This is a genomic window from Pseudoalteromonas rubra, from assembly GCF_005887095.1.
GTDB classification, from domain to species: Bacteria; Pseudomonadota; Gammaproteobacteria; order Enterobacterales; family Alteromonadaceae; genus Pseudoalteromonas; species Pseudoalteromonas rubra_E.
The window spans coordinates 228,415-244,634 of sequence record NZ_PNCI01000035.1 but is presented as its reverse complement, the minus strand read 5'-3'; the positions used below and the strand labels follow the sequence as shown (position 1 = coordinate 244,634).

General features: G+C 47.1%; 18 protein-coding genes and 2 tRNA genes. 4 read left to right on the top strand and 16 right to left on the bottom strand.

The genetic code is table 11. The annotated features are described in order from the left end of the window. Positions 1 to 50 precede the first annotated feature (50 nt). From CWB99_RS15635 to aspS, 12 genes are all read right to left on the bottom strand, one after another. A tRNA-Lys gene (locus tag CWB99_RS15635) sits at positions 51 to 126 on the bottom strand. 38 nt (positions 127 to 164) lie between these two features. Next, a tRNA-Lys gene (locus tag CWB99_RS15630) sits at positions 165 to 240 on the bottom strand. 158 nt (positions 241 to 398) lie between these two features. Then, positions 399 to 1,154: a tol-pal system protein YbgF gene (ybgF, locus tag CWB99_RS15625; protein ID WP_138549818.1), complete on the bottom strand. Its 756-nt coding sequence runs from the start codon at positions 1,152 to 1,154 to the stop codon at positions 399 to 401. Between the two features lie 16 nt (positions 1,155 to 1,170). After that, on the bottom strand, positions 1,171 to 1,704 hold the full coding sequence (gene pal / locus CWB99_RS15620) for a peptidoglycan-associated lipoprotein Pal (protein WP_138549817.1): 534 nt from the start codon (positions 1,702 to 1,704) through the stop codon (positions 1,171 to 1,173). Positions 1,705 to 1,745: 41 nt separating this feature from the next. Beyond that, positions 1,746 to 3,104, bottom strand: a complete 1,359-nt coding sequence (gene tolB / locus CWB99_RS15615) for a Tol-Pal system beta propeller repeat protein TolB (protein ID WP_138549816.1) — start codon at positions 3,102 to 3,104, stop codon at positions 1,746 to 1,748. A gap of 9 nt (positions 3,105 to 3,113) precedes the next feature. Beyond that, a complete protein-coding gene (tolA, locus tag CWB99_RS15610) occupies positions 3,114 to 4,055 on the bottom strand; it encodes a cell envelope integrity protein TolA (protein ID WP_138549815.1) in 942 nt (313 codons plus the stop codon). Then, on the bottom strand, positions 4,055 to 4,483 hold the full coding sequence (gene tolR, locus CWB99_RS15605) for a protein TolR (protein ID WP_138549814.1): 429 nt from the start codon (positions 4,481 to 4,483) through the stop codon (positions 4,055 to 4,057). The genes tolA and tolR overlap by 1 nt, the downstream gene beginning before the upstream one ends. Beyond that, positions 4,470 to 5,174, bottom strand: a complete 705-nt coding sequence (gene tolQ / locus CWB99_RS15600) for a protein TolQ (protein ID WP_138544346.1) — start codon at positions 5,172 to 5,174, stop codon at positions 4,470 to 4,472. Before tolQ ends, tolR begins: the two co-directional genes overlap by 14 nt. 1,021 nt (positions 5,175 to 6,195) lie before the next feature. Continuing rightward, entirely contained in the window at positions 6,196 to 7,206 is a 1,011-nt protein-coding gene (gene ruvB, locus CWB99_RS15595; RefSeq protein WP_138549813.1) for a Holliday junction branch migration DNA helicase RuvB, read from the bottom strand. 21 nt (positions 7,207 to 7,227) lie between these two features. After that, positions 7,228 to 7,845 carry a Holliday junction branch migration protein RuvA gene (gene ruvA, locus CWB99_RS15590; RefSeq protein WP_138549812.1) on the bottom strand — a complete coding sequence of 206 codons (618 nt, stop codon included), beginning with the start codon at positions 7,843 to 7,845 and terminating at the stop codon, positions 7,228 to 7,230. Positions 7,846 to 7,847: 2 nt separating this feature from the next. Continuing rightward, complete coding sequence (ruvC, locus tag CWB99_RS15585) at positions 7,848 to 8,369, bottom strand: crossover junction endodeoxyribonuclease RuvC (RefSeq protein ID WP_138549811.1); 522 nt, start codon at positions 8,367 to 8,369, stop codon at positions 7,848 to 7,850. Between the two features lie 122 nt (positions 8,370 to 8,491). Then, positions 8,492 to 10,267 carry an aspartate--tRNA ligase gene (gene aspS / locus CWB99_RS15580; RefSeq protein WP_138549810.1) on the bottom strand — a complete coding sequence of 592 codons (1,776 nt, stop codon included), beginning with the start codon at positions 10,265 to 10,267 and terminating at the stop codon, positions 8,492 to 8,494. Positions 10,268 to 10,445: 178 nt separating this feature from the next. Here aspS and CWB99_RS15575 point away from each other — a divergent pair, with 178 nt between their 5' ends. Together CWB99_RS15575 and CWB99_RS24095 are read left to right on the top strand one after the other, a co-directional pair. Continuing rightward, positions 10,446 to 11,294 carry a DUF72 domain-containing protein gene (locus CWB99_RS15575; protein WP_138549809.1) on the top strand — a complete coding sequence of 283 codons (849 nt, stop codon included), beginning with the start codon at positions 10,446 to 10,448 and terminating at the stop codon, positions 11,292 to 11,294. 67 nt (positions 11,295 to 11,361) lie between these two features. Further along, a complete protein-coding gene (locus CWB99_RS24095) occupies positions 11,362 to 11,523 on the top strand; it encodes a hypothetical protein (RefSeq protein ID WP_171045361.1) in 162 nt (53 codons plus the stop codon). 140 nt (positions 11,524 to 11,663) lie between these two features. Here the strand turns inward: CWB99_RS24095 and CWB99_RS15570 are convergent, their stop codons facing one another. Continuing rightward, positions 11,664 to 12,071, bottom strand: coding sequence for a GFA family protein (locus tag CWB99_RS15570; protein WP_138549808.1), 408 nt, complete (start codon positions 12,069 to 12,071; stop codon positions 11,664 to 11,666). A gap of 71 nt (positions 12,072 to 12,142) precedes the next feature. On the opposite strand from CWB99_RS15570, the gene CWB99_RS15565 reads away from it, so the two are divergent. Then, positions 12,143 to 12,667: a M48 metallopeptidase family protein gene (locus tag CWB99_RS15565; protein WP_138549807.1), complete on the top strand. Its 525-nt coding sequence runs from the start codon at positions 12,143 to 12,145 to the stop codon at positions 12,665 to 12,667. A 2-nt stretch (positions 12,668 to 12,669) separates the two neighbouring features. On the opposite strand, the gene CWB99_RS15560 is transcribed toward CWB99_RS15565, so the two are convergent. The 3 genes from CWB99_RS15560 to CWB99_RS15550 all read right to left on the bottom strand — a co-directional run bounded on the left by CWB99_RS15560 (position 12,670) and on the right by CWB99_RS15550 (position 15,194). Beyond that, entirely contained in the window at positions 12,670 to 13,467 is a 798-nt protein-coding gene (locus tag CWB99_RS15560; RefSeq protein ID WP_138549806.1) for a M48 family metallopeptidase, read from the bottom strand. Between the two features lie 112 nt (positions 13,468 to 13,579). Continuing rightward, the gene (gene grpE / locus CWB99_RS15555) at positions 13,580 to 14,191 is read right to left on the bottom strand and encodes a nucleotide exchange factor GrpE (protein WP_138549805.1); all 612 of its coding nucleotides are present in this window, start codon (positions 14,189 to 14,191) and stop codon (positions 13,580 to 13,582) included. A 58-nt stretch (positions 14,192 to 14,249) separates the two neighbouring features. Beyond that, on the bottom strand, positions 14,250 to 15,194 hold the full coding sequence (locus tag CWB99_RS15550) for an HrcA family transcriptional regulator (RefSeq protein ID WP_249331940.1): 945 nt from the start codon (positions 15,192 to 15,194) through the stop codon (positions 14,250 to 14,252). 92 nt (positions 15,195 to 15,286) lie between these two features. Here CWB99_RS15550 and nadK point away from each other — a divergent pair, with 92 nt between their 5' ends. Further along, entirely contained in the window at positions 15,287 to 16,171 is an 885-nt protein-coding gene (gene nadK / locus CWB99_RS15545; protein WP_138549803.1) for an NAD(+) kinase, read from the top strand. The last annotated feature ends 49 nt before the right edge of the window (positions 16,172 to 16,220 follow it).

The window sequence follows — 16,220 nt, the reverse complement described above, 5'->3', positions numbered from 1 at the left end:
CTGAGCTAATGACCCGCTCGAGATTATTTAAATAATACACCAAATTTGAATGGTGGGTCATGATGGACTCGAACCATCGACCAATGGATTAAAAGTCCACTGCTCTACCAACTGAGCTAATGACCCGCTCTGGCTTTACTTAAAGTAAAAATAACAAATTTGAATGGTGGGTCATGATGGACTCGAACCATCGACCAATGGATTAAAAGTCCACTGCTCTACCAACTGAGCTAATGACCCACTAAATTGTTTCGCTGCAAGATGTGTGTAACACTATCGGCTGCTGCGGGCGCTTATAATACTTATTTAAAAATCTTGTGCAACCGAAATTGCCTGTTTTTTTCAAATTTCGCGTCTAAGCGCCTAATTTTAAATCATTCTGAGAAAATATCAGCCATTTATATTTTGCTCAGTCGCTCCGTTGCCAATTTTGCAGCCGTTGTGCTGGGATATTCTTTGATTAGATTCTCGAATAAGGTTTTTGCTTGTGCAGATTGTCCTGTCTTCTGGAGCAAGGTTCCCAGCTTTAACATCGCATCTGGTCGCTTATTTGAATCAGCAAACTGATCTACCACAGTACGGAAGTGCACCATGGCCTGAGTATCTTGATTCTTGATAGACTGTAGCTGACCTAACCAATAGTGCGCATTTGGTATATAGACGGAATTGGGAAACTGCTTAAGGAAGCCTTCAAATTCAGGAATAGCCGCATCGTAGCGCTTATCTTTCATAATCAACGCAACAGCTCTGTCATACGCTTCATTTTCCGATAAGTCAGTACTCACGGCCTGCGCTGTTGCACTGTCAGGTGTCACTGCAGGCTGTAGCTGCTTACTTTGCTCGTAGACCTGAGTGACTCGCGTTTCAATTTCCTGATAAAGCTCACGCTGGCGCTGTAACACTTTTTCGAGCTTGTAACTTTGCTCTTCCGTTACACCACGGATCTGGCTCACTTCGTCCTGCAGTTGGTCAAGTTGCGTTTGTAGCTCCGCCTGGATCAGGTTGCGGTTTCGCATCAGGCCCTCAAGCACAGACAAACGTTGTTCAATAGTTTGGTTAGAACCAGCAGCATCAGATACAGCAGCGGGAGCTGCCCACAGTTGGGAGCTCCCGCTGACTAAGATGATGGCTGCCAAAAAAGTATTCGGCTTCATAGCATCTCTTTAACGATTAGTATACCAGTACCGCGCGGCGGTTCTTAGCAAAAGCTTGTTCAGTGCGCGCTTTGTCCATTGGCTTTTCTTCACCATAGCTTACAACAGACATTTGGCTGTCAGACACGCCCAGGCTCTGCAGATACTTAGCAACCGCTTTACCACGGCTTTCACCCAGTGCGATGTTGTACTCAGGCGTACCACGCTCATCAGCGTGACCTTCAATCAGTACTTTAACACTTGGGTTTTTAACCAGGAAGTCAGCGTGTGCTTGCAGAAGCTCTACGAACTCGCTGCGAACCGTAGACTTGTCGAAGTCGAAGTATACGATTTGCTTTTGACGCAACGCTTCATACTTTTCTTTCAGTAGCTCTTCAGCTGTTTTCTGAGGTGCCATTGTACCTACATCAACGTTGCTGCCATTGTCCGCAGTTGCCGCGTTTGTTTCACTGCCAGCACCTTCACCTGTGTTTGTTGAAGAGCTACATGCAGCCAGCGTCATCACAGGCAACGCGACCAAAAGGGCCTTGAGAGTTTTGTTAAGTTGCATCGAGTATATTCCTATATCTTTTATAAGTCTTACCAGCAAAATTACTGTAAAAATGGCGACCAAGCTGGTGCCTTAACCTGTCCGTCTAACACCGGCAGGCGGGCCTTAAAGCGGCCATCCATCGACACCAACGCCAGTACCTGCTTATTATTATGCAAGGTACTATAAATAATCATAGAGCCGTTCGGCGCAATACTCGGTGATTCATCGAGTCTGGTGCGCGTTAATACCTGAAACAGCCCAGAATCCAATTCTTTCTTGGCGATATGGTAACGACCTAAAGTACGATTTACCATTACCAATTGTTTACCATCTGGCGTGATCGACCCTGCTAAATTCATGTCGCCGTCGAAAGTTACACGCCGTGATCTTCCTGTATCTAAATTTAACTTATAAATCTGGGCATTACCACCCCTTTCAGATGTATAGACTATTTCTTTGCCATTTGGGTGCCAAGTTGGCTCAGTATCTATACTACGGTGCTTAGTCAGGCGTCTCTCTTTGCGCGTTTCCAGGTCAATTAAATACACTTCGGTTGCACCACCTTTGTCTTTAGACAACACGATCAGCATTTGTGTACCATCCGGCGAAAACTGCGGAGCGCCATTGATCCCCGGGTAACTGGTTAAGATCTCACGCTTACCCGTATAAATATCCTGAATATAAATTTGTGACTGACGATTTTCGAACGTCACATACGCCAGTTTATTACCATCAGGTGACCAGGCCGGAGACATTAACGGTTCTTTAGAACGCAATAGCACCTGCTCGTTATATCCGTCATAGTCAGCAACAACCAGCTGATAAGGTTTGTCCTGCTCTTCACGTACAATCACATACGCAATTTTGGTGCGGAACGCCCCTTTTTCACCTGTCAGGGCTTCATAAACCACATCGCTGATCTGATGTGCGTAATAACGGAAGCTTTGAGCATCAATCACACTTTGACGTGCTTCCAAAACGTGATCCTGACTCTTCATCAGCTGGCCGTTAGTCATCATGCGGGTCTCACCACCGGTGATCTGCGCACGGATGACATCAATCAGCTCATACTTGATAAGATAGCGATTCGCTGGCTGCTGGGTAATGGTCCCGACAACAACAGCTTCCACACCTAACTCAACCCAGGCATCGTAATCCACTTCTTCATCGGTTGTGGGTAACTGAGGCATTTGCTCTTCTGCTACCGGCTTGAACTTACCACTGCGGATCAAATCCGCCGCAATCACAGCACTGATTTCAGCTGGCGCTTCGCCGTTGCCAATGTATTTAAACGGAGCTATCGCGATAGGCCGGGCACTGTCGACCCCTTCTGTTATCACGATCTCCAGTGCTGCGTAGGCGACCCCTTGCGCAGCGAAAGCCAGAACCAAGAGTAAATTTCTTAAATGGTTGTACATGGTCTTCCTTTATAGAGTTGGTTTTATCGTCAGGTTAATGTTTTTAAGCTGTTCGAAAACATCTTTATTCTCAGAAACAGGCAAGGTATCGGCCATTCGCACAGCACGCAAAGCGGCTTCACACACCAGCTTATCACCACCCAGCGACTCCGCTTGTGTCACCAGGCCATTAAAGCCCAGGCGAATATTCAGGCGACATTGCTTCCCTTTCATTTTCTCATCAATTAACAAGTTAGATTGGATCCGCTGCATAATCAGCGCCTTATACTTGTCAACTTCGGTCAGGACCTGCTGCTGGCGAATTTTCGCTCTCGCCGCTTGTTCCTGAGCCAGTTGTTCCTGAAGAAGTTGCTCTTGCAACGCTTTCTGACGCGCCTCTTCGGCAGCTTGTGCTTTGCGCTTAGCTTCTTCCTCTTGCTGTTTACGTTTCGCCTCAGCCTGTCTCAGCCTGTCCTCTTCTGCTTTACGTTTCTGCGCAGCAGCTTTGGCAGCTTTTTCAGCAGCAAGCGCTTCCTGACGCGCCTTTTCAGCTTGCTGACGCTCTTTGTTTTGGATTTCTTGTGCGCGTTTGGCTTGCGCTTCAGCTTTACGTTTCTCTTCCAGCTTAGCAAGACGCTGTTGTTCCAGTTTCTTGATCCGTCTGGCTTCAGCTTCACGATCCTTACGGGCCTGCACTGCCCGGCGCTCTAAATCGCGTATCCTTTGTTCTTCCGCACGCTTCTGCTGCGCTTCTTTTTCGCGTAGCTGAGCAATTTTGCGCTCGACCGCCTGCTCGTTAACTGAGATAGCTGATACCGCTTTTACTTCTTCAATTTCGTTAATGGCAGGATTAAGCTGAACTTCCATTACAGTGGGACTGGAAAACTGAAAGTTGGCAGTCGCGAACAGTAGTCCGGCTATAGCGAAATGGAGTAAAAACGACTTTAATATTCCGCTGGTTAAAGCATCCATTAACTGTCCTCAAACGATTTTGTCATTAGCCCGACCGACGGTACGCCCGCATTTTTCAAAAAGTCCATCAATAAAAGTACTTCCTGATATGACACACGACCAGACCCTTTTATCATTACGGGGGTATCGGGATTTTGCTGTAACTTAAGCTTGATGACCGCAGCCACTTCTACCGCATCCATTGGCGCTTCTGGGTCGGTTCCTACCGAAACATAGTAGCGGCCTTCAGCATCGATAGTAGCGATAATAGGTGGCGCATCTTTGGTCTCTACCAAATCCGACTCTTCCATCTGCGGTAGATCCACTTTAACACCATGTGTGATCAGTGGCGCCGTTGCCATAAAGATGATTAATAACACCAGCATAACATCAATGTATGGCACCACATTGATCTCTGCGACAGGGCGGCGTCTCTTATGCTGGTACATTTTGCTTGGCCTCAGTTAAGCTGGCAGCCTGGCGATGCAGAATATTGGCGAACTCTTCCATAAAGTTGATGTAGTTTGATTCCAGTTTTTCTACATTTTTAGCAAAACGGTTGTATGCCATGACCGCTGGAATCGCCGCAAACAAACCCATTGCCGTTGCGATCAGGGCTTCAGCAATACCTGGTGCAACCATTTGCAGTGTTGCCTGCTTAACCTCACCCAGGGCAATGAATGCGTTCATGATCCCCCAGACCGTACCAAATAGTCCGATGTAAGGGCTGATAGAGCCAACTGTTGCCAAAAAAGACAAACCTGATTCCACTTTCTCAACTTCACGGGACAGGGCAACACGCATAGAGCGGTGTGTGCCTTCTATTATCATGCTCGCCGAGCCTGTGTTTTGCTTTTTATGCCGTGCAAATTCCTTAAAGCCAGATACAAATAAGGCTTCTAAGCCACTTGAGCTCCCTGCTCTTGCAGTAATTTCATTGTATAGCTTGCCTAAGTCCATCCCCGACCAGAACTTCTGTTCAAATTTTTTCGCATCTGCCAGAGATTGCGCCAATATACTGCGGCGCTGAAAGATAATCGCCCATGAGGCAACCGACATGCCGACCAGTGTCAACATAACAAGTTGTACAAGGATACTGGCTTCTAAAATGAGATCTATGAAATTAAGTCCCGATTCCACGTTGTTATACTCCTAGAAAATAATTGTGTTCTCGGCCAAGGCAGCCTTCACCGTATTGACTGTAAGCCAGCAAAAAGGTTCAGGTAGTTTAACCACACTAATAAGGGCTTACAATCTCAATGCCGTAAAATTCACTTAAATGCCGATAATTCGCACATTAAGCCACTTGACCTCTCGTTTTAACTCGATTAACAAGCCCCGGATCCAAATTAAAAGTGAGCTGATTTCACCCAATACCCTGCCCAAATAGCCCTTTTATACCGCAAAAACGATCTGTGCCCACGTGTAGGTTGCAATGAAACATATAGCCTAGTGCGTATTTGTGACACAAATTTAATGTGGTCGGAGCAGCCAGACCTTCATGGTGTTTATTTATTTATGCAACCTGCATAAAAGTAATGTTTTATTCACTCTGATAGAATAAACCCTCAAAAACCGATTGGTAATACCAATTAACAACAAATAATCTAATATTCACAAATTGCGCATAATAAAGGCAACTCCATATTTTACAAACACTTAAAAATACAACTGTGCTTATGATTTGCGCAATGGAAATCAACACAACCCCTTCGGATTAGTTTTTTTTATAGCAAAACTGTAATTTTTCTAGTTTGATTAAATGCCCGACTGGCCTTATTATACTCCCCGTACTGAGCGAGCAGCATCTCTCAATGCAAATGCACAGTTACTTAGGCCGCAGAAGTCTGATTTATTCTGCAGTCATGATGAGAAACTTTTGGATAACACCTTAACAGACTCATCAGTTCCCTGGATTACTTCCTTCAACTTGTTGTTTTCGCCCGCACACTGTGCGGGCTTTTTTTTGCCTGTCATCTACTCATTTCTGGTTCACTCTCCTCTAAACGGCGGAACAAGCTTTTGCGCTAAACAGCGCTAACATAAAAGAAATGGGATGAGCGTTGAATGAATGGGAAGGGAAATAGAAGAAGTGTAATAAGCAAAGAAGCGCTTTAGCAGCGCCTCAGTGTAGTCAGATTTAGGCGCTGACAGAGCACCTTCATGTTGATGGTTTGGTTAAATCGAAATGCAAATAGGCTCTGTCAGAAACAATGCGTCCCCTTGGAGTTCGCTGGATAAACCCCTGCTGGATCAGGTAGGGCTCGATGACATCTTCAATGGTCTCTCGCTCTTCACCAATCGCGGCAGCCAGGTTATCCAGGCCAACCGGTCCCCCGGTGAACTTCTCAATAATTGCAAGTAAGTACTTACGATCCATATAGTCAAAACCACATTTATCAACGTCGACCATATCCAGCGCCTGACTGGCAATCACTTCATCTACGCTGCCATCTCCTTTTACCTGCGCAAAGTCCCGAACCCGTCTGAGCAAGCGATTGGCAATACGGGGAGTACCTCGCGCACGTTTCGCCACCTCAATCGCACCCGCATCACTGATCTCGAGATTCAAAAAGTGTGCAGAGCGCGACACAATTGATGCCAGCTCAGACACAGAATAAAACTCCAGACGCTGTACAATACCGAAACGGTCTCTCAAAGGTGAGGTCAGTGAACCAGCACGGGTCGTTGCGCCCACCAGCGTAAAAGGTGGCAAATCAAGCTTAATTGAACGAGCTGCCGGTCCTTCGCCTATCATAATATCGAGCTGATAATCTTCCATCGCAGGATAGAGAATCTCTTCAACCTGAGGGCTCAGGCGGTGTATTTCATCAATAAATAACACATCTCCCTGCTCCAGGTTGGTCAGCATAGCGGCAAGGTCGCCGGCTTTTTCCAGCACAGGGCCAGAGGTGGTTTTAATATTCACACCCAGCTCATTCGCCACGATATTGGCCAATGTGGTTTTACCCAGCCCTGGTGGACCGAATATCAGCAGGTGATCGAGTGCTTCTTCACGACTGCGCGCCGCTTCAATGAAGATTTCCATTTGCTGTTTAACATGCTGCTGGCCGGTATAATCTGCCAACAGCTTAGGGCGTATTGCTCTGTCAACGGCCTCTTCATTATTGCCTTGCACTTCCGGCTCAATGAGTCTGTCTGCTTCTATCATAATTTACTTTATCAGCCTTTCTTACATCATAGATCTCAGAGCTTCTTTGATCAGCCCTTCGGTATCCATACCTGGTTTACTAACGGCTTTCAAAGCTTTTTGCGCCTGTGCAGGTTTATAACCCAATGCCAGCAGCGCAGCCAATGCGTCGTCTTCTGGCGTATTCGCCACAGTGGGATCTTCCTGAGGTGCCAGAATGGCATCATCGCTGAATGGGGTCAGCAGATCATGACCAAAGTTTTTCAACTTATCTTTCATTTCCAGTACCAGACGCTCAGCTGTTTTCTTGCCAACACCGGGAATTTTCACCAAAGTAGATGCATCTCCCTGATTAACACAGTGAACAAACTGCTCTGCTGACATACCCGACAAAATAGCCAGTGCCAGCTTGGGACCAACACCATTGGCCTTAATTAGCTCACGAAACAGTGCTCGCTCGGTTTTATGGTTAAAGCCAAACAATAGTTGTGCATCTTCTCGCACCACAAAATGAGTATAGATGGTTGCCTCATTACCCGCCTGAGGTAACTCATAAAAACACGTCATCGGCATTTGTACTTCATAACCGACGCCACTGACGTCTAACAGGATCTCTGGTGGCTGTTTTTCTACCAGAATACCTTTGAGTCTGCCTATCATAATTACCTCAATCTTCCTCGTACGGTTTTTTTCGCGTTGCCAGCCAGCTTGATCAGGTTTTGCTCGGAGTGTGCATGGCAAATTGCGATGGCCAGCGCATCAGCGGCATCGGCCTGGGGTGTGCCCGGGAGCTTTAATAATCGCTTAACCATTTCCTGAACCTGCGACTTATTCGCCCCACCAGTGCCAACAACCGCTTGTTTCACCTGCCGGGCTGAATATTCAAACACCTCAATCTCTTTCATTGTGGCTGCGACAATGGCTGCCCCTCGCGCCTGACCAAGCTTTAAAGCGGAATCTGGATTATGTGCCATAAAGACTTGCTCAATGGCAAACCCCTGTGGATTAAACTGGTCGATGATCTGGCTAACGCCCTGATAAATCATCTGCAGTCGTTGTGGAAATGGCTTATCACCAAGCCGAATACAACCACTGCCCAGATACTGAAACTGGCTACCCTGACGTTTAACGACGCCATACCCTGTCAGCCTGGAGCCTGGATCTATGCCTAAAATTACTGCCAAGGCGCATACTCTCGTTGTTTTTTCGCTATCATGCCAAAATACTGTATGAATTTCCAGTTACTCAGGGTTTGCAGAATAAAAAAAAGCGGCGTAATCGCCGCTTTTTCATTCTTTCGCTGTCGTTACTCAGCGTCTTTTTGCTGCGCAGTGACGGTTACTGCAAGCTCTTTCAGTGCATCCGGGTTAGCAACGCTCGGCGCATTGGTCATCAGACACGATGCCTGAGTCGTTTTCGGGAAGGCAATCACATCACGGATGTTGTCTGTGCCACACAGCAACATCACCAGGCGGTCAAGGCCAAACGCCAGACCTGCGTGTGGTGGCGTACCATACTTCAGAGCATCCAGCAGGAAGCCAAACTTATCTTGCTGCTCTTGTTCATCAATGCCCAGAATACGGAAAGCGGCTTGCTGCATATCGTTGTTGTGGATCCGCACCGAGCCACCACCGACTTCGTAGCCGTTCAGTACCATGTCGTACGCATCTGAAATAGCGCCAGCAGGATTGGCTTCCAGCTCTGCCGCTGAAATGTCTTTAGGTGCCGTGAATGGGTGGTGAACTGCATGCAGGTTACCTTCGTCGTCTTCCTCAAACATTGGGAAGTCAACAACCCACAGTGGTGCCCACTGACCAAGGTTGGTCAGTTCAAGGTCCAGACCTACTTTCAGACGCAGTGCACCCATTGCTTCGTTAACCACGTTGCGCTTGTCAGCACCGAACAAAATGATGTCGCCGGTCTGTGCGTTAGTGCGTTCAAGAATACCTTTGATCACTTCTTCGTTCAGGAACTTAGCAATTGGCGACTGAATACCTTCAAGGCCAGCGTCCAAGTCGTTGACCTTCATCCAGGCCAAACCTTTTGCACCATAGATGCCAACAAACTTGGTGTACTCATCAATTTGCTTACGAGATAGTGATGCACCACCCGGTACAGTCAATACCGCCACACGACCTTTCTCATCGTTTGCAGGGCCTGCCAGTACCTTGAACTCAACGTCCTTAACCAGATCAGCAACATCAATCAACTCAAGCGGGTTACGTAAGTCCGGCTTGTCCGAACCATAACGACGCATGGCTTCTTCGTAGCTCATGACCGGGAACTGGCCCAGATCAACGTCAAGCAGCTCTTGCCACATTTCAGAAATCAAACGCTCAGTGATAGTACGCACCTGATCGGATGTCATGAATGAAGTTTCTAAATCGATTTGGGTGAATTCAGGCTGACGGTCAGCACGTAAATCTTCATCGCGGAAACACTTAACAATCTGGTAGTAACGGTCAAAACCAGACATCATCAGCAGCTGTTTAAACAGCTGAGGCGACTGTGGCAACGCGTAGAAGCTGCCTTTGTGTACACGGCTTGGTACCAGATAGTCACGCGCACCTTCTGGTGTTGCTTTTGTCAGTACCGGCGTTTCGATGTCCAGGAAGTCGTTGCTATCTAAGAAGCGACGGACAAAGCTGGATGCTTTTGCACGCAGTTTAATGCGGTCGCTCATTTCCAGACGACGTAAGTCAAGGTAGCGATAAGTCAGGCGACGCTCTTCCGAGTTTTCCTGGTTAAAGTCCAGAGGCAAAGGTTCTGCACGGTTGATGATAGTCAGGCCAGTGCCCAGGATCTCCACTTCACCAGTGGCCATGTCCTGATTGATTTGGCTCTCAGGGCGCGCACGGACAGTACCGGTAACCTGAACGCAGAACTCCTGGCGTAAAGTGTTTGCAACATCCATCAGGCCTTCTACTTCAGGATCAAACACAACCTGGACCAAACCTTCGCGATCTCGCAGATCAATGAAGATCAGGCCACCCAGATCACGACGTTTGTTGATCCAACCACATAGCTCCACTTCCTGACCTACATGGTCCTTGTTTAATTTTCCGCAGTATATTGAGCGCATAATAATCCTATTTGCCTACTAACTCTTAAGGGCATAATGAATGATAAATTTAATCGCCAATTATATAAAATTGCCACGCTTTGTCATCCCACAAAGCGGGGATTCTTTCGCTGTTACGATTTTTTCTCCATCTGGACTTTGTTAGACTCTGCTTCAAGTCAATTAGGGAGCAAATTTCATGCTGTATTTGGGGTGTCCTCAGTGGAGTTCTGCACACTGGAAAGGTCGGTTTTTCAGCAGCGACTGCAAAGCCGCGGATATGTTGAGCGAATATGCACAGATCTTTAACAGTGTTGAGGGCAATACCAGCTTCTATGCCAGCCCAAAACCAGAAACCATTACTGCCTGGTCAAACGCAGTGCCCGACACTTTTCGCTTTACCTTTAAAATACCCAAACAGATCTCTCACGAGCTGGCGTTGACTCATTGTCAGCAAGAGCTCAAGCAATGGCTCGAGCTGTTTTCGCCATTATTTTCAAGATTGGGGATGGTGTTACTGCAACTGCCTGCCAGCTGTAGTCCCCAATATCTTGGCCGGATAGCCGATTTTATTGCACAAATGCCCGAGGAGCTGACGCTGGGGATTGAAGTCCGACACAGGGAGTTTTTTGCCAAAGGTGATGCTGAGAAGCGTTTTAACCAACTGCTGATGCAGACCGGAGTGAATCGCATCATCATGGATACTCGCCCTCTGTTTAGTGAGCCAGCCAGTACCCCAGCCATTATTGACGCACAGCAAAAGAAACCGCGCGTGCCGGTCAATGTCATTGCCACCGCTCAGGCTCCTATGTTGCGCTTTGTTGGGTGCTCAGATCTGGCTGCAAACCGCACCTTTTATGCCCCCTGGCTCAACAAAATTCGTGGCTGGCTGAACGAGGGGCGTACCCCTTATGTCTTCTTTCACACCGCCGACAATTATGATGCGCCTCTGCTCGCCAGGCAGTTCATTCAGGACTTAGGGGTTGCTCATCAGGTGCTTGCTCCCTTTCCGGCTGAGTGTCAGCCACAGCAACACACATTAATTTAACCACTTGACAACGTTAAAGTTTTACAGGATGTTAGAAGGCGAATAAAACAACAATAAGGAAAATTCTATGTTATTGAAACTCACTAAAAAACCTGTAAAACAACTCTCTGATGACCAGTCTGCATTACCTGCCAAAGCGACCCGTGCCGTTGGCGCAGGCAGAGCAGAGATTCAGAAAAGCGGTGGTAATTCTCGCGCCTCTGATTGTTGCGCGATGACAGACAATTAAAACCAAGTGCACTTAATACGTGTTCAATTTGAAGGCACCAATATGACGGAAGCTGTGTCATATTTGCTTCAAAATGGCACACTTAATTAAGTACCATGGAATAAGTTAAAAGAATCGGGGCCAAAATATGGCCCTGTTTATTATTCCCTGCCCGGCTCTTTCCCCGCATAGTGAGGTAGCTTGGCATCTAATTCTTCCCAATTTGCTTTTGAGGTTACGTAATTGTGTGACATTGGCCGCTCCGTTATATCAGAGTCGAGTATACCGAGTCGTAGCCTGAGTTTTTCAGGGTCATCCTGATTAGAGCTATACAAAGGAGAGGCACACACTCCGCAGAAGTGACGCAACCTGCCAGGTTTAAACGCGTAGTGACGGATAAGCTCCTCTCCGGCAACGATCTGCAAATCGTCACGATTGACAAACCCATTCGTCGCATATGCAGTACCAGATGACTTACGGCACAATGAACAGTGGCAGTGGATGATACTGGAAATGGCTCCGCGCAATGTCAACTTAACCGCACCGCATAAACAACTTGCCTGATACATTTATTGTTATTCCTGTTATGATCTTGAGTACACCAGCTTAGAATTTCCGTATCAGGATTACTACCGTCATCATGAATTATTTGCCGTATTTTCAGCACTACCCTCCTGCGTTGCAATCCCAGATTAAAACCTTGCTGGAACCTGATAAACTTGCAGCTTATTTCAAAAGTAAATATCCACAGGGTCATCAGCTCCAGAGTACGCAAGCACTTTATGATTACTGCCACGGCTACAAAAACAAATATCTTAAGAATGTGCCTCGTCTGCATAAGGTAAGCTATGCAAAAGGCCGGGATCTGATGACGGGAACACTAGGGCATCATAGCCAAACACGTAAACAGCACGGTGGAAAAGTAAAAACTCGCTATGAAATTGCCCTGTCTCAGCAGTTAAAATATGCGCCTGAAGCCGTTTTACGTGCTTTGGTTGTCCATGAACTCGCGCACTTCAAAGAGCTGGATCACAACAAAGCCTTTTATCAGCTCTGTTGTCACATGGAGCCTGAGTATCATCAGCTGGAACTGGACCTCAGGCTGTTTATTGTGCTCAATAAGCTGGGCGCAAGCTTTTATGACAATCCCGCCCAACTAGGTTAAATTTATTGACAGGCAGGACTTTGACCCTGGCGGTTAGCGTCCTGCGCAAGTGTATTGGCCTGCGCCATTTTGCTTTGTAGTAGCGCAATGCGGTTTTGTGGAGACGGGTGAGTCGACAAAAACTCCATAGGACGCTCTCCCCCTGCTTTTTCCATATTTTGCCACAGCTCGACGGCCCCCTCTGGTTTAAAGCCCGCTTTGGCCATTAAGTCGAGACCAATGACATCCGCTTCACTTTCATGACTGCGGCTAAATGGCAGTGCAATTCCGTACTGTGCTCCTAGCCCTAAGCCTTGCATGATGGCATTACGATACTGCACATTGCCCATTTCAAGTGCCGCATTGCCAGCTTGCAGGCCCAGCTGCAACAGGCTATTTTGAGACACCCGTTCGTTGGCATGCTCAGCGATAACGTGTCCCACTTCATGCCCCATGACTGCAGCGAGCTGGTGTTGGTTTTGTGCTACCTTCAGAAGCCCGGTATGCACCCCTATCTTGCCTCCGGGCAAAGCAAAGGCATTTGCGCTGGGATCCTGAAATACCACCACTTCCCATTGCTGTTGTGCATACTTAGCTGGAAGCTGCGCAATCAGAGCATCTGCTATGCAGTTTACATAGCTGTTGATCTTGGCGTCGTTTTCTATCGTTTGCTCCTGCTTCATTTGCTCGAAGCTCGCGACGCCCATCTTATCCATTTGTTGTTCTGAATATAGGGCTATTTGGGTACGTCCGGTAGGAGAGGTTTTGCAGCCAGCCAGGGTGATGACTATAGCAGCAATAGCAAGAAGTTTTTTATTCATGGACTTATGCCTAAGTGATTTCACTGTTTTTATTTTAAAAGGTGACTCGGACTGATGCAAATCAGATCAAAAAAGCCCGCTGTCGCGGGCTTATAAATCAGGCAGTTACAGCTTATTCAGCTGCTTTTGACACCATAACCATTGCAGGGCGCAGCAAACGGCCGTTCAATGTGTACCCTTTTTGCATTACCGCTAAAACGGTATTAGGCGAGACATCGTTGCTAGGTTGCATTGACATTGCCTGGTGTAGCTCTGGGTTGAACGCTTCACCTTGCGGGCTCACAGCCTCAACACCAAACTTAGCCAGCGCATCGTTAAATGACTTCAGCGTCATCTCAATACCTTCAAGGATTGACTTGGTCGCTTCATTGTCTTTGTCAGCAAATTCAATTGCACGCTCCAGGTTGTCGACCACAGGGAGCAACTCATTAGAAAACTTTTCTAATGCAAACTTCTGCGCTTTCTCAACATCTTGCGCTGCACGACGACGGACATTCTCAGCATCTGCGGCTGCACGGATCACGCTGTCTTTCTGACCTTCAATTGTTTGCTTAGCTGCTTCCAGTTCTGCATACAGGCCTGCAATCTCTTCTTCTGGGCTCAACTCAGCTTGCTCAGTTTGTGCACTCTCCTGCGCTTGTTCAGCTTGCTCTGCAGCACTTTCCTGTACGTCTTCTTGCACTAACTCTTGTTCCTGCTCTTGGGCTTTTGTCTGCTCAGACATGAAAAATTCTCTCCGATTCTTTACAACTGCCGTAATTATGGGGATTCAAATTTGTTATTCAAGCATCTTTTTTTGGGATTTGTGTAAATTCACCGATTATTGCCTCTATCGGCGCATCAGCGGGACAAATCACACAAAAACGACTCTGGTACTCGCTCGACGTAAAGTAAGGTACACTCAAGACCACAAATCGCTCCAGATTCAGATAACTCAGCTCACTGCCCAGTAACACCGACAGACCATTCTTTAGCGCTAACTGATCTTCCACCTGATGTAAAAAGCTCACCCCCAGGTTGAGTTCGTTATTTCCTTCGAGGCGGTTATAAAGATAACGCTCTCCGACTACTATGCTATTGTCGGTTCCCAGCTGCAGGCTTAACTCGCGGCTCCACTGCATTAAAGAACCACGGCAATCCGCCATCGCACTTTTCGCCATCGCGCGCATTCGGTGCAACCCTTCTTTGAGCGTTTGCGCACTGAATACGGTGTTCATCCAGGCCGCAAACTGGTATCTGACCTGGTCAGAATTGGATTCGGGCTTGTTGATAAGAATATTATTGGATTGACCGCTTCTGTCTATCAGAAGTACCAACCAGTGTTTACGATCAAAATCCAGTACCTCAACCCGAAATATGGTTTGTTCACTCACCTGCGGCAAACCAACGATACAACACACCTGATATGTCTGGCTGAGAGTATGTGCAAAACCAGTCAGTTCTTCACGCTCTGGCTCCCAGTAAGGAGCAATGTCTTCTAAGCCAAAATACTCCTGTAACCAATACTTAATTCCCTGATCAGAGGGCACACGCCCTGCAGAAGTATGTGGTGAAAAAAGTAACCCCTGGTTTTCCAGGCGCGCCATGGCATTGCGTACCGTTGCAGAGCACACCGCCATGCCTTTTAATTTTGCTATCTTACTCGATGCCACAGGGTGTCCTTCACCGTTACAGTAAAGACTCATCACAGCAGAGAAGACTTGTTTATCACGTGCACTAAGTTTCATAACATCATAAATAAGGTTAAATTTGCGAGTTTCAAGCGAATTCATTTTAAGATAATCTTGGCAATAGAAATTTTGCCAAGGAAACTCACTGAATGAGCGCACCATTTAAAACCATCGGCCTGATTGGTAAACCAAACCATGATGGCGCCGCCCTGACATTACAACGCCTGTATACATTTTTGCAAGCACTTGGCTATGAAGTTTTTGTTGAGCAACGCGTTGGCAAACAAATCACTGAGCTGCCTGAGACAAACATACTCGATGTTGTGGCTCTGGGAGAGCGCTGTGATCTGGCTGTGGTGGTCGGCGGTGATGGAAATATGTTGGGGGCTGCCCGTGTACTGGCCCGATTTGACGTTGCCGTGATAGGTGTTAACCGGGGTAATTTAGGATTTCTGACCGATTTGGACCCCGACGGTTTTGAAGCAGAACTGGAGCAGGTCCTGAGTGGCAAGTTTGTAGCAGAACAACGCTTTTTGCTTGAAGTCGAAGTATTCCGTCATGCAGAACTTAAAAGTGCCAACCTGGCAGTAAATGAAGCGGTATTACACGCTGATAAAGTCGCCCACATGATCGAGTTCGAAGCTTTCATTGACGATCAGTTTGTTTTTTCTCAGCGCTCTGACGGCCTCATTGTCACTACACCAACCGGCTCAACGGCTTACTCGTTGTCCGGCGGAGGTCCCATTTTGACGCCTGAGCTAAACGCGATGGCTCTGGTCCCCATGTTTCCGCATACACTGTCCAGCAGACCTTTGGTTGTTGATGCAAATAAGCAGGTCAAACTGAAGCTCAGCCCCGAAAACACGGCAAGCTTGCAGGTAAGTTGTGACAGTCACGTCGTGCTCGCATTGCTTCCGGGTGATGAAGTGGTCATAAAAAAAGCAGAAAAAAAACTACGTTTGATCCATCCTGTCAGTTATTCCTACTACAATGTTCTGAGACAGAAATTAAATTGGGGCAGCAGGCTTTACTAAGCGATCGAAGTTCAGCAAAATAAGTAAAATTTATTTTCTATTTTAGGGA